The 22,397-nt window shown below is 56.3% G+C and carries 29 protein-coding genes and 1 pseudogene; 18 read left to right on the forward strand and 12 right to left on the reverse strand.

From position 1 onward, the window contains the following. Positions 1-22: 22 nt before the first annotated feature. A complete protein-coding gene (galU, locus tag WHX55_RS15995; protein WP_093220174.1) occupies positions 23-862 on the reverse strand; it encodes a UTP--glucose-1-phosphate uridylyltransferase GalU in 840 nt (279 codons plus the stop codon). A gap of 290 nt (positions 863-1,152) precedes the next feature. On the opposite strand from galU, the gene WHX55_RS16000 reads away from it, so the two are divergent. Both WHX55_RS16000 and WHX55_RS16005 read left to right on the forward strand, forming a co-directional pair. After that, entirely contained in the window at positions 1,153-1,341 is a 189-nt protein-coding gene (locus tag WHX55_RS16000) for a hypothetical protein (protein WP_007985505.1), read from the forward strand. Between the two features lie 137 nt (positions 1,342-1,478). Continuing rightward, positions 1,479-1,760, forward strand: a complete 282-nt coding sequence (locus WHX55_RS16005) for a hypothetical protein (RefSeq protein ID WP_223448371.1) — start codon at positions 1,479-1,481, stop codon at positions 1,758-1,760. An 11-nt stretch (positions 1,761-1,771) separates the two neighbouring features. On the opposite strand, the gene WHX55_RS16010 is transcribed toward WHX55_RS16005, so the two are convergent. Beyond that, complete coding sequence (locus WHX55_RS16010) at positions 1,772-2,002, reverse strand: hypothetical protein (RefSeq protein ID WP_008053025.1); 231 nt, start codon at positions 2,000-2,002, stop codon at positions 1,772-1,774. A gap of 72 nt (positions 2,003-2,074) precedes the next feature. Further along, positions 2,075-2,431 (reverse strand): hypothetical protein, encoded by a 357-nt coding sequence (locus WHX55_RS16015; RefSeq protein ID WP_150723685.1) that lies wholly within the window; start codon positions 2,429-2,431, stop codon positions 2,075-2,077. A 201-nt stretch (positions 2,432-2,632) separates the two neighbouring features. Here WHX55_RS16015 and WHX55_RS16020 point away from each other — a divergent pair, with 201 nt between their 5' ends. The 5 genes from WHX55_RS16020 to ada all read left to right on the forward strand — a co-directional run bounded on the left by WHX55_RS16020 (position 2,633) and on the right by ada (position 5,784). Further along, entirely contained in the window at positions 2,633-2,935 is a 303-nt protein-coding gene (locus WHX55_RS16020) for a DUF1883 domain-containing protein (protein WP_007912251.1), read from the forward strand. A 37-nt stretch (positions 2,936-2,972) separates the two neighbouring features. After that, positions 2,973-3,140, forward strand: coding sequence for a hypothetical protein (locus tag WHX55_RS16025; RefSeq protein WP_191624874.1), 168 nt, complete (start codon positions 2,973-2,975; stop codon positions 3,138-3,140). A gap of 117 nt (positions 3,141-3,257) precedes the next feature. Beyond that, a complete protein-coding gene (locus WHX55_RS16030) occupies positions 3,258-3,962 on the forward strand; it encodes a 2OG-Fe(II) oxygenase (protein ID WP_150757022.1) in 705 nt (234 codons plus the stop codon). Beyond that, the gene (gene alkB / locus WHX55_RS16035; protein WP_353740776.1) at positions 3,952-4,632 is read left to right on the forward strand and encodes a DNA oxidative demethylase AlkB; all 681 of its coding nucleotides are present in this window, start codon (positions 3,952-3,954) and stop codon (positions 4,630-4,632) included. Before WHX55_RS16030 ends, alkB begins: the two co-directional genes overlap by 11 nt. Before the next feature lie 87 nt (positions 4,633-4,719). Beyond that, positions 4,720-5,784: a bifunctional DNA-binding transcriptional regulator/O6-methylguanine-DNA methyltransferase Ada gene (ada, locus tag WHX55_RS16040; RefSeq protein ID WP_353740777.1), complete on the forward strand. Its 1,065-nt coding sequence runs from the start codon at positions 4,720-4,722 to the stop codon at positions 5,782-5,784. Here the strand turns inward: ada and WHX55_RS16045 are convergent, their stop codons facing one another. Further along, positions 5,785-6,768, reverse strand: a complete 984-nt coding sequence (locus WHX55_RS16045; RefSeq protein WP_150723681.1) for an MDR family oxidoreductase — start codon at positions 6,766-6,768, stop codon at positions 5,785-5,787. Here WHX55_RS16045 and WHX55_RS16050 point away from each other — a divergent pair. The 8 genes from WHX55_RS16050 (at position 6,761) to WHX55_RS16085 (ending at position 12,037) form a co-directional block, all read left to right on the forward strand. After that, the gene (locus WHX55_RS16050; RefSeq protein WP_353740778.1) at positions 6,761-7,027 is read left to right on the forward strand and encodes a hypothetical protein; all 267 of its coding nucleotides are present in this window, start codon (positions 6,761-6,763) and stop codon (positions 7,025-7,027) included. The genes WHX55_RS16045 and WHX55_RS16050 overlap by 8 nt on opposite strands. Positions 7,028-7,113: 86 nt before the next feature. Then, positions 7,114-8,181 (forward strand): nitronate monooxygenase, encoded by a 1,068-nt coding sequence (locus WHX55_RS16055; protein WP_353740779.1) that lies wholly within the window; start codon positions 7,114-7,116, stop codon positions 8,179-8,181. Between the two features lie 124 nt (positions 8,182-8,305). Next, positions 8,306-9,073, forward strand: coding sequence for a molybdate ABC transporter substrate-binding protein (gene modA, locus WHX55_RS16060; protein WP_353740780.1), 768 nt, complete (start codon positions 8,306-8,308; stop codon positions 9,071-9,073). After that, entirely contained in the window at positions 9,074-9,754 is a 681-nt protein-coding gene (gene modB / locus WHX55_RS16065; RefSeq protein ID WP_150757017.1) for a molybdate ABC transporter permease subunit, read from the forward strand. It abuts the gene before it with no gap. Between the two features lie 3 nt (positions 9,755-9,757). After that, positions 9,758-10,837: a molybdenum ABC transporter ATP-binding protein gene (gene modC / locus WHX55_RS16070; RefSeq protein WP_353740781.1), complete on the forward strand. Its 1,080-nt coding sequence runs from the start codon at positions 9,758-9,760 to the stop codon at positions 10,835-10,837. A 126-nt stretch (positions 10,838-10,963) separates the two neighbouring features. Then, a complete protein-coding gene (locus WHX55_RS16075; RefSeq protein ID WP_353740782.1) occupies positions 10,964-11,185 on the forward strand; it encodes a hypothetical protein in 222 nt (73 codons plus the stop codon). 129 nt (positions 11,186-11,314) lie between these two features. Next, positions 11,315-11,545, forward strand: a complete 231-nt coding sequence (locus WHX55_RS16080) for a hypothetical protein (protein ID WP_057714650.1) — start codon at positions 11,315-11,317, stop codon at positions 11,543-11,545. A gap of 207 nt (positions 11,546-11,752) precedes the next feature. After that, positions 11,753-12,037 (forward strand): hypothetical protein, encoded by a 285-nt coding sequence (locus WHX55_RS16085; protein ID WP_150723675.1) that lies wholly within the window; start codon positions 11,753-11,755, stop codon positions 12,035-12,037. Positions 12,038-12,062: 25 nt separating this feature from the next. Here the strand turns inward: WHX55_RS16085 and WHX55_RS16090 are convergent, their stop codons facing one another. Next, the gene (locus tag WHX55_RS16090; RefSeq protein WP_353740783.1) at positions 12,063-12,728 is read right to left on the reverse strand and encodes a TetR/AcrR family transcriptional regulator; all 666 of its coding nucleotides are present in this window, start codon (positions 12,726-12,728) and stop codon (positions 12,063-12,065) included. A 177-nt stretch (positions 12,729-12,905) separates the two neighbouring features. Between WHX55_RS16090 and WHX55_RS16095 the strand changes: the two genes are divergently transcribed. Both WHX55_RS16095 and WHX55_RS16100 read left to right on the forward strand, forming a co-directional pair. Continuing rightward, positions 12,906-13,748 carry an NAD(P)H-binding protein gene (locus tag WHX55_RS16095; RefSeq protein ID WP_353740784.1) on the forward strand — a complete coding sequence of 281 codons (843 nt, stop codon included), beginning with the start codon at positions 12,906-12,908 and terminating at the stop codon, positions 13,746-13,748. Positions 13,749-13,840: 92 nt separating this feature from the next. After that, positions 13,841-14,035, forward strand: a complete 195-nt coding sequence (locus WHX55_RS16100; RefSeq protein WP_353740785.1) for a hypothetical protein — start codon at positions 13,841-13,843, stop codon at positions 14,033-14,035. A gap of 492 nt (positions 14,036-14,527) precedes the next feature. Here WHX55_RS16100 and WHX55_RS16105 read toward each other — a convergent pair whose 3' ends face one another. From WHX55_RS16105 to WHX55_RS16130, 6 genes are all read right to left on the reverse strand, one after another. Beyond that, complete coding sequence (locus WHX55_RS16105) at positions 14,528-15,040, reverse strand: Lrp/AsnC family transcriptional regulator (RefSeq protein ID WP_224794481.1); 513 nt, start codon at positions 15,038-15,040, stop codon at positions 14,528-14,530. 152 nt (positions 15,041-15,192) lie between these two features. Continuing rightward, entirely contained in the window at positions 15,193-15,324 is a 132-nt protein-coding gene (locus WHX55_RS16110) for an E3 binding domain-containing protein (protein ID WP_257605506.1), read from the reverse strand. A gap of 95 nt (positions 15,325-15,419) precedes the next feature. Next, positions 15,420-18,128: an alpha-ketoglutarate dehydrogenase gene (gene mdeB / locus WHX55_RS16115; protein WP_353740786.1), complete on the reverse strand. Its 2,709-nt coding sequence runs from the start codon at positions 18,126-18,128 to the stop codon at positions 15,420-15,422. 93 nt (positions 18,129-18,221) lie between these two features. Next, positions 18,222-19,142, reverse strand: a complete 921-nt coding sequence (locus tag WHX55_RS16120; RefSeq protein ID WP_353740787.1) for a branched-chain amino acid transaminase — start codon at positions 19,140-19,142, stop codon at positions 18,222-18,224. 69 nt (positions 19,143-19,211) lie between these two features. After that, positions 19,212-20,003 (reverse strand): aldolase/citrate lyase family protein, encoded by a 792-nt coding sequence (locus WHX55_RS16125; RefSeq protein WP_353740788.1) that lies wholly within the window; start codon positions 20,001-20,003, stop codon positions 19,212-19,214. A gap of 365 nt (positions 20,004-20,368) precedes the next feature. Continuing rightward, positions 20,369-20,974, reverse strand: coding sequence for a hypothetical protein (locus WHX55_RS16130; protein WP_353740789.1), 606 nt, complete (start codon positions 20,972-20,974; stop codon positions 20,369-20,371). A gap of 595 nt (positions 20,975-21,569) precedes the next feature. On the opposite strand from WHX55_RS16130, the pseudogene WHX55_RS16135 reads away from it, so the two are divergent. Further along, positions 21,570-21,809 (forward strand): annotated as a pseudogene (locus WHX55_RS16135) (cytochrome d ubiquinol oxidase subunit II); the annotation flags it as partial. 273 nt (positions 21,810-22,082) lie between these two features. On the opposite strand, the gene WHX55_RS16140 reads toward WHX55_RS16135, so the two are convergent. Continuing rightward, the gene (locus WHX55_RS16140; protein WP_353740790.1) at positions 22,083-22,358 is read right to left on the reverse strand and encodes a hypothetical protein; all 276 of its coding nucleotides are present in this window, start codon (positions 22,356-22,358) and stop codon (positions 22,083-22,085) included. Positions 22,359-22,397: the final 39 nt, after the last annotated feature.

A 22,397-nucleotide genomic window follows, 5' to 3' on the forward strand; every position in this document is an offset into this window, starting at 1 on the left:
ATTAAGTAAACTTTTCCAGTTATCAGTAAGCCTTACCCGTCTTGTAGAAGTTCTCGAAGCAGAAGTTGGTCGCGTCGATGTAGCCTTCAGCGCCACCGCAGTCGAAACGCTTGCCCTTGAACTTGTAGGCAATCACGCAACCGTCCTGCGCCTGTTTCATCAGGGCGTCAGTGATCTGGATCTCGCCACCTTTGCCTGGGTCGGTTTGTTCGATCAGGCTGAAGATGTCCGGCGTCATGATGTAACGACCGATGATCGCCAGGTTCGACGGGGCATCTTCCGGCTTTGGCTTCTCGACCATGTTGCGCACGCGGTACAGGTCGTCACCAATCAGGTCGCCGGCAATCACACCGTACTTGCTGGTTTCTTGCGGGTCGACTTCCATGATCGCGACGATGGTGCAGCGATACTGCTTGTACAGCTTGACCATCTGCTTCAGTACGCCGTCACCTTCCAGGTTGACGCACAGGTCATCCGCCAACACCACGGCGAACGGCTCGTCGCCGATCAGTGGACGACCGGTCAGGATCGCATGACCCAAACCTTTCATTTCAGTCTGGCGAGTGTAGGAGAACGAGCACTCATCCAACAGGCGACGGATGCCGACCAGGTATTTCTCCTTGTCGGTGCCCTTGATCTGGTTTTCCAGCTCGTAGCTGATGTCGAAGTGGTCTTCCAGGGCGCGCTTGCCGCGACCGGTGACGATGGAGATTTCGTTCAAGCCAGCGTCCAGTGCTTCTTCAACGCCGTACTGGATCAGTGGCTTGTTCACCACCGGCAGCATTTCTTTGGGCATGGCTTTAGTCGCTGGCAGGAAGCGAGTACCGTAACCGGCTGCTGGGAACAAGCATTTCTTGATCATATAAGTCCTTGTAAGGGCTGTGCGTGTACGAGTTTCGGCGCAGTCTAATCAGGCGGCGTGCACCTTACAATGCCCCCGCGCTGGCTAACCGATGCCAACATAGAGAAATAAACTTGCCGATAGTTCCCTGCGGGAGTGCGCAGGTCACTGCGCAAGCCCTTATTCATAGCAGAGACTTGCGCAATTGCACGGCTTGACCGCCCGGAACGAACCACCATACGCCCATCGACACCCGTTGAGTGCGTTTGGCGGTATCATGCCGCGATTGAACCAGACAACGAGGCAAATAGATGTCGGCAGTAAAAAGCGTCAACGGATTCCTGATCAATCAGGAGAAAGACGGTCAATGGTGGGTGGCCAGTGTCGCCGGTGAAAATATCGCCGGACCTTTCCCTTCCGAAGCCTTGGCAATCGAAGTGGCCTCGGTGCTGGAGCTTGAGCACCCGGAACCCAAGCGCCGCGGCAAGGACAAGAGCTGATCGACGCCCGACGGGAAAAGCCCTGCCATGGCGCAGGGCTTTTTTATGAATAACGAAAAAGAAGTGGCCTTTGGCTATAACCTTTTGCCTGGAACGCTGTCTCAGCCTTAGCCCACCCCCCTGACGATGATCAAGCCATGAATAAAATTTTGCCTTTGCTAACGGTATTGGCCCTGAGCGGCTGCGCAACGTCGGAACAGACCTACCTGGCCAACGGAGAGCAAGGTCTATCGATCGACTGCTCCGGGGAAGCCAACTCCTGGGCTGCGTGCTACGAAAAGGCCGATGCGTCCTGCGCAGGCAGCGGCTACAAGATCGTCGGAACCGATGGCACCCCCTCGCTCAAGGAGAGCGAAAAGACTCTCGGCGCCGACGTCGGTAACTACAAGAGCCGTAACGTCGTGGTGATCTGCAAGTAAGGCGCCGCGCCCTACATATGGATTTCGGCGAATTTGATTCCGAGCCCGCGCACGGTATCGATCAGATCATCAAGGCGGCTGAAGGACTCGACCTCATCGTTATCATCCACCAGGAAATAGCTGCGCCCGGCACTTTTCTTGAAAAACACGATCCATTCCCCCAGCTCCGCCGGATTCTGAATCACATGGGTGGCAGAGATTAAACCCTCTGCATGGCGCTCCCGGACCTGCTCTCGCTTCATATTCGACTCCAGAAATAACGATGCCGCCAAAGCAGGGCTTTGGCGGCATCGGTGCTGATGGTCGATAGTCTATCAGCCGGAAATGCACTCGTTGGCGGCATTCTGTACATCCTTTGGCCGCACCGGGACATTGGACATGCTCTCGTGCAGCTTGATGCTGCTGCCGCCAGAGCGTTCTTCAATGTCAAACACGGCAGACGGCCCCGCGGAAAACTTGAGCGGCACGATCACGCGCAAACCATCCTTGTGCGGCTGGATCTGCAAGGCGCCACGGCTCTCAGCCAGTTTTTCGCTCAGGCATTGTGCGTATTCATGGGGCTTCTTGCCAGAAATCACGTTCATCGTCGGCAAGGACTCGTCGATGTCCGAGACGTTCGCACAACCACTGATCGTCAATGCCATCGGCAACAACCACAAACCCCACTTCATACCAAACCTCCGATAAAGACCCTCGGACAGCGCAACTGCGATTTTTCTCCGAGACAAACTGCTTTATCGCTCATCAAACGTGAAATAAGCGTTTTTAATTGTCAAAGCGGCCGGATAATAAGGCGTTCGGGCTGATAAACTGCGCCAATCGCCCATGCTATCGTTTTGATTTTGTAGAAAAAGCCCTTCTGGAGGCGCCTCATGAAATTTATCCATCAGCGCGAGCACCTCAATGAAGACGACATTGTCGTCATTCAATGCTCCCAAATGTGCAACATCCGTTTGATGAACGACGCCAACTTCCGCAGCTTCAAGAATGGCGGTCGTCACACCTATCACGGCGGTGCATTCGACACGTTTCCGGCCCGCATCACGGCCCCTAGCACCGGCTTCTGGAACATCACGATCGACACCGTCAACCGCCGCGCTATCAGCGTGACGCGCAAACCCACCCTGACGCACTCGATCAAAATCATTCGCCGTTCCAGCACGAAACTGAGCTGATCAGCGAACCCGAAACACAAGACAGGCAGATACAACCGTGGCCCAAACGACCAAGTACGTCATCAAATACAAACTCAACGGTGAGCGCCGCTTCGAGTTTGCCCAGCTTGAAAACGGCACCCCGGAAGAAGCCAAGGCGGCGCTGGATGCCATTCATGGACAGGACGACGTCATCAGCGAAATCAGCGTCAGCAAAGCGCTGTAACACGATCCGGAGCGACAATGGACGTCAGCTCCCACTCGCAGTTCGACCGCAAGCACCGGAGTGCCAGCTTCGTCCTTGCCTTGCAGACTGGCCACCTCAACAACAAGAGGCCCGGCAATGAGCGAGCAATATCTGGACAGGCTGGACTGGCCCCGGCTGGAGCAGCAACTTGATCAGGACGGCTACGCCGTCATCCCGTCGCTGTTGAGCCACAAGGCTTGCGAGCTGGTCAGCGCCCTGTACCCCCGAACCGAGCTGTTTCGCTCCCACGTGGTGATGGCTCGCCACGGGTTCGGCCGAGGCGAGTACAAGTATTTCAGCTACCCGTTGCCGGAACTTGTGGCCCGCTTGCGCGGCGCGCTCTACCCACGACTGGTGCCCATCGCCAATCGCTGGCATGAACAGATGGGCTTGCCGATCCGCTTTCCTGAAACCCTTCCAGCCTTCCTCGAACGCTGTCATGCCGCTGGTCAGAACCGTCCGACCCCCTTGTTGCTGCAATATGGCCCGCAGGACTACAACTGTTTACATCAGGATTTATACGGTGAGCACGTTTTCCCGCTGCAAGTGGCGATCCTGCTGTCAGACCCCGATGAAGACTTCACCGGCGGCGAATTTGTCCTGACTGAACAGCGCCCGCGCATGCAGTCACGCCCAATGGTCATCGGCCTGAAGCAAGGTGACGGGTTGATCTTTGCAGTCAACCAACGGCCGGTCAAAGGGACTCGCGGTTACTACCGCGTGACCCTGCGTCACGGCGTGAGTCGCCTGCACAGCGGCAAACGGCATACCCTTGGAATCATCTTTCACGATGCGTCATGAACCCATGAACCCGCTGACTTTCGATCTGTTTGCCGATGCAGAACCCGAGCAACAGCCCTGGCGCGAGCAGATTGGTGAACAGTCCTACGTGCTCAGAGGCTTCGCCCTGCCCTGGCTGGAACGCTTGCTGCCTGCCCTGGAGGCGGTGCTGGTGGCCGCGCCGTTTCGGCAGATGGTCACACCCGGCGGTTTCACCATGTCGGTCGCCCTGAGCAGTTGTGGTCAATTCGGCTGGACCACTGACCGCAGTGGTTATCGGTACACCCGCGACGATCCACAAACCGGTCGGCCCTGGCCAATGATGCCCGAGGTGTTTTTCCAACTGGCACAAGCGGCGGCGCAGGCAGCGGGTTTCGCCGATTTTGCACCGGATTCCTGCCTGATCAACCGCTACATTCCCGGGGCAAAAATGTCATTGCATCAAGACAAAGACGAACATTCCTACGACGCCCCCATCGTTTCGGTATCCCTGGGGTTGCCGGCGATGTTCCTGTTCGGCGGCTTTGCACGTAGCGACAAAAATCAGCGCGTTCCCCTGTTCCATGGTGACATCGTGGTCTGGGGTGGCGTAGATCGCCTGCGTTATCACGGCGTGTTGCCGATCAAGGACGGCCATCATCCGAAGCTGGGCGAGCAACGCATCAACTTCACGTTCCGTACCGCCAGATAAAGACTTCGAATTTGACCGCAAGCACCGGAGTGTGTGGGAATTGCCCCATGGTTAATGTGCAGGCAACCCCTCAATGGACGTGACGCCATGACAACCCAATCGACCAAGATCACCATCGAAAACGATCCGCGCTGGGCCGCCGTGGTCGCGCGCGATCCCAAGGCTGACGGGCAGTTTGTCTATGCCGTGAAGACCACTGGCATTTACTGTAATCCCAGCAGCCTCGCGCGCTTGCCCAAACCCCACAATGTCGAATTCTTCGATAGCGCCGAACAGGCCCGGGCCGCGGGTTATCGTCCGAGCAAACGCGCGACAAAGGATCAGAGCGAACTCGCCGCGCAACATGCCGCCACCGTGGCCGCTGCTTGCCACCAGATCGAAAGCGCGCAAACGCTGCCCGCCCTGGGCGAATTGGCCGAGGCGGCGGGCCTGAGCAGCTTCCACTTCCATCGCGTGTTCAAAGCCGTCACCGGCCTGACGCCCAAGGGCTACGCCGATGCTCATCGTTCACGCAAGGTACGCGAGCAACTGGCGGACGGCGGCTCGGTGACCGATGCCCTGTATGACGCCGGCTTCAACTCCAACAGCCGGTTTTATGAAGCGGCAGACCAACTGCTCGGAATGAAACCCGGGGACTACCGCGCGGCCGGTCAAAACAACGACATTCGTTTTGCTGTCGGACAGTGTTCGCTGGGAGCGATTCTGGTGGCGCAGAGTGAACGCGGGGTCTGCGCGATTCTGCTGGGCGATGATCCGCACCAACTGGTCTGCGATCTGCAAGACAAATTCCGCCGCGCCAACCTGATAGGCGCCGATCATGAATTCGAGCAATTGATTGCCAGGGTCGTCGGCTTTATCGAGGCGCCGGCCATCGGCCTTGATTTGCCGCTGGACGTACGCGGCACGGCGTTTCAGGAGCGTGTCTGGCAAGCGCTGCGGGAGATTCCCGTGGGCAGCACGGCCAGCTACGCCGATGTAGCCCAGCGCATCGGTCAACCAAAAGCCGTTCGCGCCGTGGCTCAGGCCTGCGGTGCGAACAGCCTGGCCGTGGCGATCCCTTGCCATCGCGTGGTGCGCAGCGATGGCAATCTGTCGGGCTATCGCTGGGGTGTCGAGCGCAAACGCCAGTTGCTGGAACGCGAGTCGCAGTGATCAGCGGTTCACATCCACCACCACGCGCCCGCGCAACTGCCCGGCCAGCAAGCGCGGCGCGGCTTCGATGGCTTCGCTCAAGCCGATTTCGCGACTGATCAGCGGCAACAGGTTGAAGTCCAGATCCCGGGCCAGGCGACTCCAGGCCTCCAGGCGTTTGGCTTTGGGCTGGGTCACGCTGTTGATGCCGGCCAGGGTCACGCCACGCAAGATGAACGGTGCAACGGATGCCGGAAAGTCCATGCCCTGGGCCAAGCCGCAGGCCGCGACGGTGCCATTGGCCTTGGTGCTGGCGCACGCGTTGGCCAGGGTGTGGCTGCCGACCGAGTCGATGACGGCCGCCCAGCGCTCCTTGGCCAACGGCTTGCCCGGCTCGGACAATGTGGCGCGATCAATGATTTCGCCGGCGCCCAGTTGCTTCAGGTAGTCGTGCTCCGAGGTACGTCCGGTGGATGCGACCACCCGGTAGCCGAGCCTGCTCAGCAAGGCGATGGCGAAACTGCCGACGCCACCGTTGGCGCCGGTCACCAGAATTTCGCCCTGCCCGGGCGTCACGCCGTTGTGCTCCAGCGCCAGGATGCACAGCATGGCCGTGTAGCCTGCAGTACCGATGGCCATCGCCTGGGCAGCGGTAAACGCCTTGGGCAGCGGAATCAGCCAGTCACCGTTCAGGCGCGCCTTCTGCGCCAATCCGCCCCAATGCCCTTCGCCCACACCCCAGCCATTGAGCAATACTGCGTCACCAACCTTGTAGTCCGGATGCCCGCTGACTTCGACGACACCGGCCAGGTCGATACCCGGCACCATCGGGAATTTGCGCACCACCGGACTGCTGCCGGTGATCGCCAGGCCATCCTTGAAGTTCAGCGTGCTGTAGGCAACGCGCACCGTGACATCGCCCTCGGGTAACCGATCGTCCTGGATCTCTTGCAGCGTGGCCCGGTAACCGCTGTCGTCTTTGTCGATCAAAATACCTTTGAACATTACAGCCTCTCAATGGGATCAGTCTGATGGTGGTAGTGCAATTGAAATAGCACATGACAACGGATCGCCGTACTCGACTTTAAGCCAATCGGGTCGCCAGGTTGACCTGCTGACGGGCCAGAGCGATCCGAAGGACAAAAAACCGACCGCGAGTACGATGCCCGCTCCTTCGGCAATGATCGCTTCAACAGTTTTCACGATTCTTCCCGGTTTATGGATCACTCCTTCCACCGATGCTGAAGAAAACCGGCCCCGCTGAAATGACGACTGGCCTTGCGCCAGTCGTTGCGTTACAAATCCTGCTCTACCGTCCCTGCCCGGATCCAACGTCGGAGAACACAGCACATGAACCAATGGCCAGATACCCGCATTCTTGACCTGCTCGGGATCGAACTGCCGATCATTCAGGGGCCGATGGCCGGTGCCACCAACTCGTCCATGGTGATTGCCACCTGCAATGCCGGCGGGTTGGGCTCGATGCCAGCGGCAATGCTCAGCACGGATCAACTGCGCGAAGAGCTGAAAACCATCCGCCAACACACCCAGCGCCCGATCAACGTCAACTTCTTCTGCCATCAGCCTCCAGCCCCTGACGAGCAACGCGCACAGGACTGGAAAAACCTGCTGCAACCCTACTACCAGGAGCTCGGTATCGACTTCGATGCGCCGACGCCAGTGTCCAACCGGGCGCCGTTCGATAACGCGGCCTGCGAAGTGGTCGAAGCGTTTCGCCCTGAAGTGGTGAGTTTTCACTTTGGCCTGCCGGAAAAATCCCTGCTCGACCGGGTCAAGGCCACCGGTGCGAAGGTACTGTCCTCGGCCACCACCGTCGCAGAAGCGGTGTGGCTTGAGCAGCATGGCTGCGATGCAATCATTGCCATGGGCTACGAGGCCGGGGGCCATCGCGGGATGTTTCTCAGCGATGACCTGAGCAGTCAGGTGGGGACTTTCGCCTTGGTGCCCCAAGTCGTCGATGCGGTGAAAGTGCCGGTGATTGCCGCTGGCGGCATCGCTGACGCCCGAGGCGTCGCCGCCGCCTTCATGCTCGGCGCTTCGGCGGTACAGGTGGGTACGGCGTACCTGTTCACGCCTGAAGCCAAGGTCAGCCCGTCCCATCACAAAGCCTTGCGCACCGCCAGGGAAAGCGAGACGGCCGTCACCAACGTGTTCACCGGTCGCCCGGCCCGGGGCATCCTCAATCGGGTGATGCGTGAGCTGGGCCCCATGAGCGCCAAGGCCCCGGCCTTCCCCCTTGCCGGTGGCGCGCTGATGCCGTTGCGGGCCAAAGGTGAAGCGGGCTTCAGCAACCTCTGGGCCGGTCAGGCCTTTACCCTCGGGGTCGAATTGACCAGCGAGGCACTGACTCGAAAACTGGCTGAAGAAGGATTAGCGAGGCTGCTAGGTCGCCCCTGAGCATCAGTTTCGTTAAAATTGTATACAATTTCACGGCGACACATTCCGTTCAAAGGCAATTCGCTATATATTTATGTACATAACGATTTACCCCTGCCGCAATTGCCTTTAACGGAGCCGTTTCATGACCATTCGTGCCTCACGTTTTGCCCCGACCTGCCTGGCGAGCCTTCTCGCCGTATTCGCCTTCGGCTCAGCCCAGGCGGACGAAGTCCAGGTGGCTGTCGCCGCCAACTTCACCGCGCCCATCCAGGCTATCGCCGCTGATTTCGAGAAAGACACCGGGCATAAGCTGGTCACCTCCTTTGGTGCCACCGGCCAGTTCTACACCCAGATCAAAAACGGCGCGCCGTTCGAAGTGTTCCTCTCGGCAGACGACAGCACCCCGAAAAAACTTGAAGCCGAAGGCGACTCCGTCAAGGGTTCGCGCTTCACCTACGCGGTCGGTACCCTGGCGCTGTGGTCGGCCAAGGAAGGTTACGTCGATGCCAAGGGCGATGTACTGAAAAAGAACGCCTATCAGCACCTGTCCATCGCCAACCCAAAAGCCGCGCCTTATGGCCTGGCGGCGACCCAGGTGTTGGCCAGGGAAGGTCTGACCGACAAGGTCAAGGACAAGATCGTTGAAGGCCAGAACATCACCCAGGCCTACCAGTTCGTCTCCACCGGCAACGCCGAGCTGGGTTTTGTCGCCCTGTCGCAGATCTACAAGGACGGCAAGATCACCAGCGGCTCGGCCTGGATCGTTCCCGCCAGCCTGCACGACCCGATCAAACAGGACGCGGTGATTCTCAACAAGGGCAAGGACAACCCGGCCGCCAAGGCACTGGTTGACTATCTCAAGGGGCCGAAAGCGGCCGCTGTCATCAAGTCCTACGGTTACGAAATCTAAATGTCGCTATCGAGTGCCGATTTTTCCGCCATCTGGCTGACCCTGAAACTGGCGTCCCTGACGACCGTCATCCTGCTGATTGTCGGCACTCCGATTGCGCTATGGCTGTCGCGCACCCGTTCCTGGCTGCGCGGTCCGGTCGGGGCGATTGTCGCCCTGCCCCTGGTGCTGCCACCGACAGTGATCGGTTTTTATCTGTTGCTGGCGCTCGGCCCTCACGGGTTCATTGGCCAGCTCAGCCAGTCACTCGGCCTTGGCACCCTCACGTTCAGTTTTGCGGGGCTGGTCATTGGTTCGGTGTTGTATTCGATGCCGTTTGTGGTCCAGCCGCTGCAAAACGCTTTTTCCGCGATTGGCACGCGCCCGCTCGAAGTGGCTGCGACATTACGGGCCAATCCCTGGGACACCTTTTTCAGCGTGACGCTGCCCCTGGCCCGCCCCGGTTTCATTACCGCGGCCATTCTCGGTTTCGCCCACACCGTCGGTGAGTTCGGCGTGGTGCTGATGATCGGCGGCAACATTCCCGAGAAGACCCGCGTGGTCTCGGTGCAGATCTACGATCACGTCGAAGCCATGGAATATGCCCAGGCCCATTGGCTGGCCGGGGCGATGCTGGTGTTCTCGTTTGTCGTCCTGCTGGCGCTGTATTCCAGCCGTAAAACCAAAGCGGGCTGGAGCTGATCGATGATTCAAATGCGTCTGAAACTACGTTATTCAGGCTTCGCCCTGGACGTCGACCTGCAGCTGCCGGGCCGTGGCGTCACGGCACTTTACGGCCACTCCGGCTCGGGCAAGACCACTTGCCTGCGCTGCATCGCCGGCCTGGAACGGGCCGATCAAGGCTTTATCCAGGTCAACGATGAAGTCTGGCAAGACAGCGACAACAGGGTTTTCGTCGCGCCGCACAAACGCGCGCTCGGCTACGTGTTCCAGGAAGCCAGCCTGTTTCCGCATCTGTCGGTGCTGGCCAATCTGGAGTTCGGCCTCAAGCGCATTCCCAAGCCGCAGCGTCGGGTCGACATGGCCCACGCCACTGAGTTGCTGGGCATCGGCCATTTACTGGACCGGCACCCACAACATCTTTCAGGCGGTGAGCGACAGCGCGTCGGCATCGCCCGCGCGCTGCTCACCAGCCCGAAACTGTTGTTGATGGATGAGCCACTGGCGGCGCTGGATGCCCAACGCAAAAGTGAAATCCTGCCCTACTTGCAACGCCTGCACGACGAACTCGACATCCCGGTGCTGTACGTCAGTCACTCCCAGGATGAAGTCGCGCGGCTAGCCGACCATATCGTGTTGCTCAACAACGGCAAGGCACTGGCCAGCGGTCCGATCGGCCAGACCCTGGCACGCCTCGACTTGCCGCTGGCAATGGGGGACGACGCTGGCGTGGTGATCGAAGGTCGCGTCAGCGCCTATGACGCCGGCTATCAATTGCTCAGCCTGCAACTGCCCGACACCAACCTCGACATTCGTGTGCCTCATACGCCAATGGACGTGGGCCAGGCACTGCGCTGCAAGGTCCAGGCGCGGGATGTGAGCCTGAGCCTGGACAATGCCGGGCATAGCAGCATTCTCAATCGCCTGCCGGTCACCGTGGTCAGTGAAATGAACGCCGATAACGCCGCCCATGTGCTGATTCGCCTGGACGCCGCCGGCACGCCACTGCTTGCGCGGATCACGCGTTATTCCCGTGATCAACTGAACGTCCATCCTGGCCAGCCACTCTGGGCACAAATAAAAGCGGTCGCGGTGCTGGCGTAAATCCGCCGGCACGACTGCACCGGGCAGAGGCCAGCGCCTGAACCGACGAATTGACCTGCCTATTTTTTGCACGATCAGCAATGACTTCTATAGTTGAACTGAACACGAATCCGCTGCGGAGACGCCATGGAAGACATTTTCGTTGTGAAGCGTTGCAACAAGATCATCATCCATGGCCGCCGTGAAGGTGAGGTTGACCACCTGCCACCGGATGCCGCGGTCTGGTACCGCATCGCCGATACCCGCACCCAAGGCTTTATCGGTGATGGCTACGAGGCTGAAGAGGACGCCCTGCGTGTTTGCCGCCAGTTGAACGCTAAATCACAAGTGACAGCCCGACAAAGTTGACGAGCGTCACCATTTTTTAACGGGTCTATACTGAAATAGTTGAAGGATCAGTAACCCTTTCGGCAGAAAGCTCGCCCCAGGCGGGCTTTTTGCTGCCACACCCAGGTTTCTTGAACGGAGGTGTCTCCCATGTCCGAAAAAGAGTCCATCACCACCCTGCTCACCTTGCTGGACTCCCGTCAGGCTCGCCTGGCAGCGGCCTGCAAGGAAATCGCCGACTGGGTCGATCATCAAGGCGGACACCCCACCGCCCTCAGAATTCGTGATCGCCTGAACGATATCGAGAAGGACACGCCGCTGATCCGGCACACGCTGTCGTCTCTCAAACCTGTCGACCGGCCTCTGCCTCGGTTCAGATGATCCGTCACGGATTTGCGGTGCGAGGACAGGCCCGATCCGGGCAGCATGATCGGTGACAGTGACGTCCCCGAACCGTTGGCTGCCTGTTGCATTTCCATCCTTTCTTACAACCCGGCCTGGCGTCGGGATTTTTTGTTGCGCAAAACCAATCGAACGTCCCCGCTCACGTGGAGTCAACCGCTCACACGTCACGAAGGAGACGTTCCAATGGTCACTCATTTCAAAGTCAGCGGGCACCTGGCCTGCGGTCACCACGGCAATAACCTCGTATCGACCCGCGAACTCAATCGGGTGAAGTGCAGAAGTTGCCGAAACACCGACGCCTACAAAGAAGCACGCAAGACCGAACGCAACGCTGCCCGCCGCGCAGCACGCAAAGCCAAAGCCATGCTCACCGCCAATAACTGGCGTTCAGCCTGGACCGAGCGACTGACCGCGATGGCTGGCCTGCAACGACTGCCCCGTGGCTTTGGCGGCCAACCCTTCGTTTAGGGAAACTGAAACAACCGCCAGGCTTTTACGGCGAGTCGATGTTCCTGCGCGCGGGCTCCATGATCTCGCGCAGGGACATGCGCTTGAACGCCTCGACCAGCGCTCGCCCCTCATCGGGTGCACAAGTGACCGCCAACCGCATGGTCGCCTCCCCTAGGTGCCAGATCAAAAACGCGGACTCCTCGACCTGCTGTTCGTCGCAGTCGGGATAGACGCGAAGCATGGCCTGGGACAGCAGCGCTCCGGCAACCCGGCTCTCCCCCAGTTCAAGCTGCAACAACTGCTTGTCGGCTTGCATGCCGGACCAGATGTCACGCATCACCGGTGTCGCCATCACGATCTCGTAATACTGATCGAGCAGCTGCGAATAGGCGGCGTGCAAACCCCGGGCATCCTCGACGGCATCCATTGCCTCTTCAATGCAACGGCGGCTTTCAGCGTTGTAGCGCTCGGCCAGCGTACGGATCACGGAACTCTTGTCGGGAAAATACTGATATAGGGAACCAATCGAGATCTCGGAGCGCTCGGCTATTTCACTCATCTTGAGTTGGTCGCTGCCCTTGTCCGCGATCAATTGAGTGGCCATCGCCAGAATCCGCTCCTGACGCTCGCGGCTGCGCTGTTGCGTGGGATTGCGTCGAACCGCTTGCGCAGCAGGCTGTTCGAGGGTTTCAGAGGGCTTTTTGCGCACGAGCGAATTCCCGATCAATAACGTGACATGTACTCACCTTAGCATCGCCACTCCCTACGCCCAATAACAGATGCCACACGTCGGGGAATTCGCTTTGGCGGCTTGACGGCAAAACATGAGGATCTATCATCTTTTAAACATGAGCATCACTCACATTAACCGATGGAGATGAACGCAATGAAAACGGCTCAACCAATCACGCTGGTCCTCGGCGCCACCGGCAAAACCGGACGGCGAATCACACAACGACTCGAAGCGGCCGGCCTGCCCGTTCGCCGGGGTTCGCGCGACGCCAATCCACCCTTCGACTGGGAAGATCGATCAACTTGGGACGCCGTGATCGATGGCGTTCAATCGGTCTACGTTTCCTTTCAACCTGATCTCGCCGTTCCAGGCGCCCTTGAAAGCATCCAGGCGTTCACCGACCTGGCGGTGAAAAGCGGAGTCCGCAAACTGGTCTTGTTATCCGGGCGCGGCGAAGTTGAAGCGGAACAGGCCGAACGCGTCGTACAGGACAGCGGGATTGACTGGACGATCCTGCGGGCCAGTTGGTTCTGCCAGAACTTCAGCGAGGCACACTTTCTTGACCCCATTGTGCAAGGTGAACTCGCACTCCCCGTCGGCCAGGTCGCCGAGCCCTTTGTCGATGCAGAAGACATCGCCGAGTGTGCCGCCGCGGCACTGACCCAACCCGGACACACTGACCAGCTCTATGAATTGACCGGCCCTCGGGCGTTGACCTTTGCTCAAGCCGTGACCGAAATTGCCCGCTCCACCGGTCGCAATATCGAATTCGTGGCCGTACCGCCGGACGCCTATCGACAGGCAATGGAACAGGAACAACTTCCCCCCGAGTTGATGGATCTGGTGTTGTATCTGTTCACGACTGTGCTCGACGGTCGCAACACACCCGTGGCCGATGGCGTGCAGCGCGCACTGGGTCGGCCGGCCCGCGACTTTAGCGACTACGTACAGCGCACTGCCGCTACGGGCATCTGGGGGAATGGCAGTCCGACGTAAAGCAGTGGCGAGAACCTGCTTCGTCGACTAGGGTTTTTGGCGTATCGAACAGCGGCGCCTTTATTGGCAGGAGCCTGATCAAGGAGGTACCCATGTCACCCAATCGTAGTGCTGAACAAACCTACCGCCAGTGGTCCAGCCCGATCCTGTTGGAACTCAAGGAGCGAGAACATCAAATGAACCCGTCAGACCGCCAGGCCTTGGAAAACGTACTGCTGGAAAGAAGGCTGATCGATACCGGCAACCCAACCGGCAGCGAACGCCGCAAGGCAGACCCGGCGTCCTGAAGCATCAGGCAACCACGATCAAGATAGAAATAATGGAGCAGAAACAAACAAGGGCTTGCATCAGTTTTCACTTGCAAGCCCTTGATTTTATGTGGCGCCCGACACTGGAATCGAACCGGCACACCCTTGCGGTCAGGAAAAACCACCTGTTTCAAGTGCCAACGTTCGCTCTGTGTCCGACGTTGTTCCAGCTCTCATTAATCTATTTTTGATAATTATTAATTTCCCTACTCCGCTCCTTTGGCTTTGAATGCGCATCGAGGAGGGTCGGCCAAGGTAGGACTTACAGGTGACGCCTTTGACGGATGCTTCGAATGCAGCCAAGCCTGCATTTGAAGAGGCTGACCCTCCTCACCATGTGTACTATTTTGCCCCGCATCTTCCCCCAGGAGGTGCGGGGATTTTTTACAGCAATAAGTACAAGTCAGAAGCAAAGCTGTTAAGCGCTGGCAAGTAGCATGTACTTCAAGCAGGTTAGATACATACCCCCTACTACCCGACCATCAAACTCACTGGCGCTTTGACTTCCTTTACGACAAAGGAGGTGCAAACGTCTTTGACACCTGGAAAACCATTTATATTGTTTCTGGCAAACTCACTAAATTCAGCCAAATCAGTTGCCAAGACCGTTAACTGGTAATCATAAACACCTGAAATGCAGTGGCAGGCTATAACCTGCTCAAAAGAAGTTATCGACTCCTCGAACGCCTTCATATGGGTAGTATCCTTTTGACCCAGGGATACCTGTACAAAGGCAGTAATAGCGTATCCAAGCATTTCAGTATTAATGCTGGCATGGTAGCCTCGCACCAGACCTATTTCTTCGAGCCTTTTGACCCGTCTCCAGCATGGCGATGCGCTCAGTGATACCAGCTCAGCAAGCTCCGCACTCGACAGCCTTGCATTCCGCTGGAGCGCCGCCAATATGCGGCGATCCGTAGCGTCTATCTTAACCTTTGGTATGATCATTTCAAAAACCCCAAAAATACAGAATATACATTCCATATCCCCTCAATAGAGTAAGGGATCTTAGCATAAGTTTTTTTCAAGAAGGCCGTAGTATCTTCCCACCGGTTCGCATACTGCACTGGGCTGGGCTGGGAGCCCGCGCCTTGAAACAACCTCGCAAGGGACTAGTTCTCGGTTAAGCAATAATATCAGTTTAAGCCCGAAGCGCGGCAAAGGCTAAATTTGCTAAAAGTCCGAAGTCCTGACGTATAATTAATTTCATGCAGTGGCACCCCAAGCCCCCGGGCTAACTTACGAACTGATGGTGAAGCGAACGGCAAAATTTCATTGAAAACTACTTTCTCAATGTTTGCCTGACAGCGTTAATTGGAATAATGGGCGAAAGCCATTTCGATGCCACCGTCACAAACTCACATCAACATTCCCAAGGGGCTGTTTCGTCAAATCCAATGTCGTATTTTTCAATTGCACGAGAGCAGATTTCAGCACTAAGTTTCCCTTCGTGCACCAAGGCCCACAGGGCGCTGAGGACTATCTGATGACGGTCGACTTCAAAAAATTTGCGTAAAGCTGCCCGAGTATCGCTGCGACCAAAACCATCGGTACCCAGAACGACATAGTGATCCTCAACATAGGAACCAATAAGTTGCGCAAGCGCGCGCACGTAATCGGTCGCACCAATGATTGGAGTCCCCTTCGGCAAACACTCAGCCACATGGCTAGTCTTCTGATCGCCTTCAGGATGATGCCGGTTCCAACGTTCTACTCCTCTGGCGTTCCTGGCGAGCTCTGTAAAACTCGTGACACTCCATACCTCGGAATCGATCTGCCAATCTGCGCTCAGGAGTTCTGCTGCAGCCATCACTTCTCGCAAGATGGTTCCTGATCCGAGCAGCCGAACTTTGTTCGATTCCGCTCCACACTTTTGTTCTGAGAAGAGGTACATGCCTTTGATGATGTCTTTCTCAACATCAGTCGGCAGGCTAGGCTGAGCGTAGTTCTCGTTCATAAGGGTGATGTAGTAGAACTCATCAACCTGTTCCTCCAGCATCTGACGCATGCCATGGTCTAGAATTACGGCAAATTCACCAGCGAATGCAGGGTCATAAGCTCTGCAATTTGGCACCAGAGCAGCCATCAAATGGCTACTGCCATCTTGATGCTGCAGACCTTCCCCGCCCAAGGTTGTACGGCCTGCCGTGGCTCCGAGCAGAAAGCCTCTAGCCCTCTGATCAGCTGCCGCCCAAATGAGATCGCCGACTCGCTGAAAACCGAACATTGAGTAATAGATGTAGAACGGCAGCATGGGCAGGCCATGGGTGGCATAGCTGGTTGCCGCTGCCACCCAGGAGCTGATGGCACTCGCTTCGCTGATACCCTCTTCGAGTATTTGACCATCCAGCGCCTCCCGATAGCTCAGAATCGAGCCAATGTCCTCTGGCTCATAATGCTGACCGACGCTGGAATAGATACCGATTTGCTTGAACAGATTCGCCATCCCGAACGTCCGGGCTTCATCTGCCACAATGGGAACCACACGCCGTCCCAAAACAGGATCTTTCAGCAAGCTGCTGAGCATCCTGACAAAAGCCATAGTCGTGGACATTTCCTTGCCTTGCGCTTTAGTGGCAAAGCTTGCATACACATCCAATCCGGGTACCGCGACCACCGGAACATTCGTTTGCCGGCTTGGCGTAAAGCCCCCAAGGCTTTGCCGACGCTCAAGGAGATAGCGAATTTCACGACTATCATCGGCAGGTTTGTAGAACGAGAGAGTCTCAACCTGCTCATCAGTCAAAGGAAGATTGAATCGATTTCTAAAGCCGATAAGCGTTTCGCGATCAAGCTTCTTTTGCTGATGAGTCGTCATTTTCCCTTGGCCGGCTTCGCCCATCCCATAACCTTTTTTGGTCTGGGCAAGAACCACAGTAGGCTGGCCCTTATGAACAGAAGCAGCGTGGTAGGCGGCATAGATCTTCACCATATCGTGGCCGCCACGTTTCAGCCGATCGATTTGTTCGTCTGTGAAACCTTGGGCAAGCTTTGCCAATGCTTCGTTTTGACCAAAGAAATGATCCCTGCTGTAACGTCCGTCTTTCGCCGCAAAAGTCTGGAACTGCCCATCAACGGTTTCCGAAAGGGCCCGCACCAGGCTTCCGTCAGTGTCACGGGCGAAAAGCCCATCCCAATCAGACCCCCAAACCAGTTTTATGACGTTCCAGCCAGCCCCGACAAACAATGCTTCCAGCTCGTCGATGATTCGCCCATTGCCTCGTACCGGCCCATCTAACCGCTGAAGATTGCAATTGACTACCCAGATCAGGTTATCCAGCCCCTCCCTTGCAGCCAAAGTAAGAGCTGACATACTTTCCGGCTCATCCATCTCACCGTCACCGAAAACGCCCCACACTTTTCGCTCAGATGTGTTTAACAAGCCACGGTTGTGAAGATACCGCATGAATCGGGCCTGGAAGATCGAACTAATTGGGCCGATGCCCATCGATCCCGTCGGAAATTGCCAGAAGTCCGGCATTAACCAAGGGTGTGGATAGCTGGATAAGCCCTGTACCCCGTGGCCAGAAGCGGTGATCTCCTGCCGGTAATGCTGAAGGTTCTCTTCTCCCAGCCGCCCCTCAAGAAAAGCTCGCGCGTAAACGCCTGGTGCCGAATGAGGCTGATAGAAGACCAGGTCGCCACCAAAAGCGTCGCTCCTCGCTCTGAAGAAATGGTTAAAACCAACCTCGAACAAATCAGCCGCACTCGCGTAGCTGGCGATATGACCACCCAAGTCCCCATATGCCTGGTTAGCACGTACGACCATGGCTAGAGCATTCCAGCGAATTATCGATGACAGGCGTTCCTCGATTGCCAAATCGCCTGGGAATGCAGGCTGCTTTGTCACGGGGATGGGGTTGATGTAGGGCGTACCCAGCGTAGGTTTCCAGCCAATGCCGGGATCACGGACGAGACTGACCAGCTCATCGATGATTTCGCGAGCCCTCTCAGGGCCACTATTTTCAATCAAGGAAAGTAGCGCATCACGCCACTCTGCAGACTCCTGCGTGTCGCTTTCGCTGGCGGAAAACTCCAAACTTTCAGGAGTACCGTGCTGGGAACTATTCATGGTTATCTCACCTCACATCAAGAAGTCTAGCCACCATTAGGAATAGTTGACTGTGGCTCCAGCAATAGCCGCGACATCCTGGTCACCCGACCATCAAACATGGGTCAACCAATGAGCGTACTTTTCATTAGTTCCATGTACTGCGCAGAAGTAGACCTCTTGAAGCTGCTGTGTGATCGGGCCTCGCGAGCCCGCGCCAATTGTCCGACCATCGAGTTCACGAATAGGTGTCACTTCAGCAGCGGTACCTGTAAAGAACGCCTCATCGCAGCAATACAGTTCGTCGCGAGTGATCCGTTTCTCCCGAACTTCGAAGCCCAAATCCCGAGCAATTAGCATAACCGAGTCACGGGTTATGCCATCAAGGCAAGACGCCAGATCGGGAGTGTAGATAACCCCGTCTCGAACCATGAAAATATTCTCGCCAGCCCCCTCACTCACATAACCCTCGGTATCCAGTAATAGCGCCTCGTCAAATCCGAGCGAAGTAACCTCTCGGTTAGCCAGGATCGAGTTGATGTAATAGCCACAAGCTTTTGCACGCACCATGGAAACGTTGACGTGGTGGCGGGTGAAAGACGATGTTTTTACTCGAATGCCTTTTTCCATGCCCTCCTCCCCCAAGTAAGATCCCATGGGCCATGCAGCGGTAGCGACATGAATTGTGTTGTTTTTTGCTGCGATGCTCAGAAAGTCTGAACCGATCCAAACCAAAGGACGTAGATAGCAAGCGTCGTACTTGTTTGCTCGAATGACTTCTTCACACGAGTTACGAATAGTTTCTTCGTCGAACGGAACTTCCAGCTGAAAAATTTTAGCCGAGTTAAAAAGACGACGAATATGCTCTTTCAGACGAAATATTGCAGGGCCACGCGCAGTTTCGTATGCGCGCACACCCTCGAACACGCCCATGCCATAATGAAGTGTATGGGTCAAAATATGAGTTTTGGCCTCACGCCATTCAACTAACTCGCCATCTTTCCAGATTTTCCCATCACGATCTGACATCGACATTTACAACCTCCGACACAAACAATGAAAACAACAAATACTCATCGATACCACTCGATATTCAATCAGGTATTATCTTTTGAAGTTAAGAGCATCCAGGGCGTCTGTCGCCCCCTTGGTCAACCAACCTGTATCAGAGTGAAGCGCGATAAAGGTCACGCCCTTTTCCCTGTACTGGCGGGCTTCTTCCACCGAAGTCGCAAAGATTCCTACTGCCTTGGAATGTTTGCGGGCAGCTGTCAAGACGCTCTCTACCGCAGCCTTGACATCATCGTGCCCGGTCTGCCCCAGTAGCCCCATGCTTGCAGACAAATCAGCCGTACCAATGAACAGGCAGTCAACGCCCTCGACTTGAGCTATAGAGTCGACGTTCTCTACCCCTTCCACTGACTCGATCAGGACAATGGCACAAGCCTGGTTGTTTGCGTCTTTGACATAGTTACTGTCCAGCCCATACGCCCCCGCTCTGACCATTCCAGCGACGCCTCTGACACCACTTTGATCTGGTAGTGGAAATAACATCGATGCCACTGCGGCTTGCGCGTCAGCTGCACCGTTAATGTTCGGGAAGACAATAGTCTGTGCCCCACAATCCATGGCGCGCTTGACCAAAGAAGGATCATTGGCGGTTACCCGCACAGCACCTACGGCTCTTGCCCCATTAAAAGCCGCCGCATCAATGGCTCTAAGTTGAGCAGCAATATCCTGGGTATCATTAGGGCCGTGCTCGGCATCGATGACCAACCAATCAAAACCGCAATGAGCAATCAGTTCAGCGACCGCAGGGCTCGCGAGCGTCAGCCAGCAACCTAAGGTTGGTTTAGCGTTTTTCAAACTGTGCTTGATTGGATTTACAAAGCGCATGGCAGATCTCCTGGCATCGTGATGCGGCGGTAATCGATGGCTCATGTTAGGCAAATGCCAGGGGTATTTTTTGCGCATTTTCATTAACAGAAACGACATGCGACAGAACATTCATTCCACTTTTTTGGTATCCGCGAAATCGTCATGCTGATGTCGGTGAATTTCAGTGGAATGCCGCCGAAACGGAACTCCCGCCAAAACTCACATAGACGTTTTCAGTTCACCGACATGCCAGAACCATTGAGTACATCTGGGTTATTTGTATCGACAGAAATCGTTGAATTGAGAGAACTTGGCAGTGATGGTCAGATCGACGCAACCGGTCTAGTCGCCCAATACGTCGGGTTAATCACCCATCTGCCACGCTAAAACCACCCACTCCGATCATCTTCCAGTTCCTGGCGGCATTGCTTGAGTTGCGCGCTGTAAATCTCTGACTGCTTTTGCACTTTCTGGGCAACCTGCATCAGCCACGGTTTACTGCGATAGGAATTGCGGCTAAATCCCCCACGCCCCTCGTGGTAAGCCAGGTACTGATTGTAGGTGTCCCATTTGGAGATTCCGAGCTGACGTTGGGTGCCAGTGGTGTACCAACCGATAAACATGATCGCGTCGTCGAAACTGTCACGCGAACCACCGTTGCCCGTATTGTCCTTGTACTCACCCCATACCGGGTCTTGAGCCTGCGCATAACCGTAAGCCGAACTGACTCGCCCCCAGGGGATCACCCAGAGCAGGTAGTCACGAGGCGGCAATGCGTCCGCCACGTAGCTGCTTTCCTGCTTCATGATCGCCATGGCCACATGCAGAGGCGTTCCATATTCACTCTGCATTTGCAGCGAGTCCACATACCAGTCGGGATACTCACGGTAAATACTGCAGAGATTGCTTTGATCTTTTGGTGGCGTAGTCGTGCAACCTGTCAAAAACATAAACAACAAAGCCAGCAGCAAAACTAGTCCTTGTTTCATTCATCATCCTCAAAAATAGGGGCATAAGGTGCCCTCCGTTTACTGCAAGGAGCCAGAGTCAGGCAGGTGCAGGCAAAAACGTCAGAAGACATCTATCTTGACCGCGTCACCCTTAGCACTACATTCGCGAGCGTAACGGGATGAAGGTGACGGCTATCAGCCAGAAGCGGCCTTTCTCGACCCGTTAAATCCACGTCGCCTCAGGGCAAGCGGCCCCTACCAAAAGCGGTCGGTGAAATCGGGTCGCTACTATCTCCATAAATGGGGCATTACACCCACCCAACCGGGCGTTTATCACCTAAATTGAGGAATACTCCCCGCCTTCACCCTTTCCCTCGCTTGAAATACTCAGAAACAGCCTGTTAATTAATTTGAGCTTTTTCTTCGCCCTATTGAAATGGCTCATTAGTTGCACCACCCCGTGGTACCCGCAACAGCTGTCGTCCCGGACATCATGGATGACGGCGGGGCTCGCCAGATTCGGCATGACGCGAGGGGTGAAAAATGAAACGCGTGACACCGCCATGCAACTCCATTGCCTTGCTGCTCAGGTCAAGCCCGCCCTTTGCGATGCTGCTTACCGACCACAAGGCCGCACTGGCCGTTTTTGTTCACCCTGGTGCTGATGTTCCTCGCCTACATCGGCCAGGCACTGAGCATCTGGCCGAACATCATCCCGCCATCCGCCAGCCTGTGGGCGGCGGTATCACCGGCCACCAGTCGGCTGTTCGCCCTGATCAGCACGCCGTACAACCTGCCGGTGATTCTGATGTACGCCTTCTGGGGCTATTACGTGTTCCGCGGAAAAGTGAGAATTGATGATGGCTTCCTCTGATAAATCAATTGCTCGAATCACAAAAAGGCCGATGCCCCTTTATAAGCAGATCGCTCAGTTGGGCCTGATGTTTATCGCGTTGCTGATGATGCTGGCGTTGTCCGCTGCACTGGCGATGGAGTTGACCCTTGGAACGCTCTGACAAGTCCGGTAAAAAAAGCAAACCATCCTCTTGTTGCGCTTGCGCGCAACGCGCCATGCCTGGCGCACAAATAAAAAGCCCCGGCGTTATGCCGAGGCTTGGTGCGATACTTCTTTGTGGCTTCAAGGCTATTAATCACCGGGCTTGGGGCTGGTGCCAGGATTCTTCTTTTCCTCTTCCAGCGCCTTTTCGCGCAAAAACTGCCTCGTTTGCTGCGCCCAATAAAGCGCACCAACAAGGATGCTCGCCTCCTCCCAATTGGAAAAGATTCCTGCAATCTTCTCCCCTTCACAAACCACCCAAAGCAACTTCGGAGGGTTTGCTGGAATCGTTACTCCCTCAACCCATTTGCTCTTCAGGCTTTGAATTTGAATGACGTCACGCTGCTTTACTTCAATTAAGCCCATTTACGCTACTCCCCCGACGACAGTCGCTAGCGTAATGGC

Origin of the sequence: Pseudomonas fluorescens (genome assembly GCF_040448305.1) — a bacterium.
Lineage (GTDB): Bacteria > Pseudomonadota > Gammaproteobacteria > Pseudomonadales > Pseudomonadaceae > Aquipseudomonas > Aquipseudomonas fluorescens_BH.

Bases quoted from the DNA above. Each gene is read 5' to 3' on its own strand.
- WHX55_RS16055 (WP_353740779.1), top strand. From the start codon at position 7,114: ATGAACCAATGGCCAGATACCCGCATTCTTGACCTGCTCGGGATCGAA.
- WHX55_RS16045 (WP_150723681.1), bottom strand. From the start codon at position 6,768: ATGTTCAAAGGTATTTTGATCGACAAAGACGACAGCGGTTACCGGGCC.
- WHX55_RS16140 (WP_353740790.1), bottom strand. From the start codon at position 22,358: ATGGGCTTAATTGAAGTAAAGCAGCGTGACGTCATTCAAATTCAAAGC.
- modC (WP_353740781.1), top strand. From the start codon at position 9,758: ATGATTCAAATGCGTCTGAAACTACGTTATTCAGGCTTCGCCCTGGAC.
- ada (WP_353740777.1), top strand. From the start codon at position 4,720: ATGACAACCCAATCGACCAAGATCACCATCGAAAACGATCCGCGCTGG.
- mdeB (WP_353740786.1), bottom strand. From the start codon at position 18,128: ATGAATAGTTCCCAGCACGGTACTCCTGAAAGTTTGGAGTTTTCCGCC.
- WHX55_RS16095 (WP_353740784.1), top strand. From the start codon at position 12,906: ATGAAAACGGCTCAACCAATCACGCTGGTCCTCGGCGCCACCGGCAAA.
- WHX55_RS16075 (WP_353740782.1), top strand. From the start codon at position 10,964: ATGGAAGACATTTTCGTTGTGAAGCGTTGCAACAAGATCATCATCCAT.
- WHX55_RS16005 (WP_223448371.1), top strand. From the start codon at position 1,479: ATGAATAAAATTTTGCCTTTGCTAACGGTATTGGCCCTGAGCGGCTGC.
- WHX55_RS16000 (WP_007985505.1), top strand. From the start codon at position 1,153: ATGTCGGCAGTAAAAAGCGTCAACGGATTCCTGATCAATCAGGAGAAA.
- WHX55_RS16085 (WP_150723675.1), top strand. From the start codon at position 11,753: ATGGTCACTCATTTCAAAGTCAGCGGGCACCTGGCCTGCGGTCACCAC.
- WHX55_RS16120 (WP_353740787.1), bottom strand. From the start codon at position 19,142: ATGTCGATGTCAGATCGTGATGGGAAAATCTGGAAAGATGGCGAGTTA.
- WHX55_RS16015 (WP_150723685.1), bottom strand. From the start codon at position 2,431: ATGAAGTGGGGTTTGTGGTTGTTGCCGATGGCATTGACGATCAGTGGT.
- WHX55_RS16030 (WP_150757022.1), top strand. From the start codon at position 3,258: ATGAGCGAGCAATATCTGGACAGGCTGGACTGGCCCCGGCTGGAGCAG.
- modA (WP_353740780.1), top strand. From the start codon at position 8,306: ATGACCATTCGTGCCTCACGTTTTGCCCCGACCTGCCTGGCGAGCCTT.
- WHX55_RS16100 (WP_353740785.1), top strand. From the start codon at position 13,841: ATGTCACCCAATCGTAGTGCTGAACAAACCTACCGCCAGTGGTCCAGC.
- WHX55_RS16125 (WP_353740788.1), bottom strand. From the start codon at position 20,003: ATGCGCTTTGTAAATCCAATCAAGCACAGTTTGAAAAACGCTAAACCA.
- WHX55_RS16130 (WP_353740789.1), bottom strand. From the start codon at position 20,974: ATGAAACAAGGACTAGTTTTGCTGCTGGCTTTGTTGTTTATGTTTTTG.
- WHX55_RS16080 (WP_057714650.1), top strand. From the start codon at position 11,315: ATGTCCGAAAAAGAGTCCATCACCACCCTGCTCACCTTGCTGGACTCC.
- modB (WP_150757017.1), top strand. From the start codon at position 9,074: ATGTCGCTATCGAGTGCCGATTTTTCCGCCATCTGGCTGACCCTGAAA.
- alkB (WP_353740776.1), top strand. From the start codon at position 3,952: ATGCGTCATGAACCCATGAACCCGCTGACTTTCGATCTGTTTGCCGAT.
- WHX55_RS16020 (WP_007912251.1), top strand. From the start codon at position 2,633: ATGAAATTTATCCATCAGCGCGAGCACCTCAATGAAGACGACATTGTC.
- WHX55_RS16010 (WP_008053025.1), bottom strand. From the start codon at position 2,002: ATGAAGCGAGAGCAGGTCCGGGAGCGCCATGCAGAGGGTTTAATCTCT.
- galU (WP_093220174.1), bottom strand. From the start codon at position 862: ATGATCAAGAAATGCTTGTTCCCAGCAGCCGGTTACGGTACTCGCTTC.
- WHX55_RS16105 (WP_224794481.1), bottom strand. From the start codon at position 15,040: ATGGAATGTATATTCTGTATTTTTGGGGTTTTTGAAATGATCATACCA.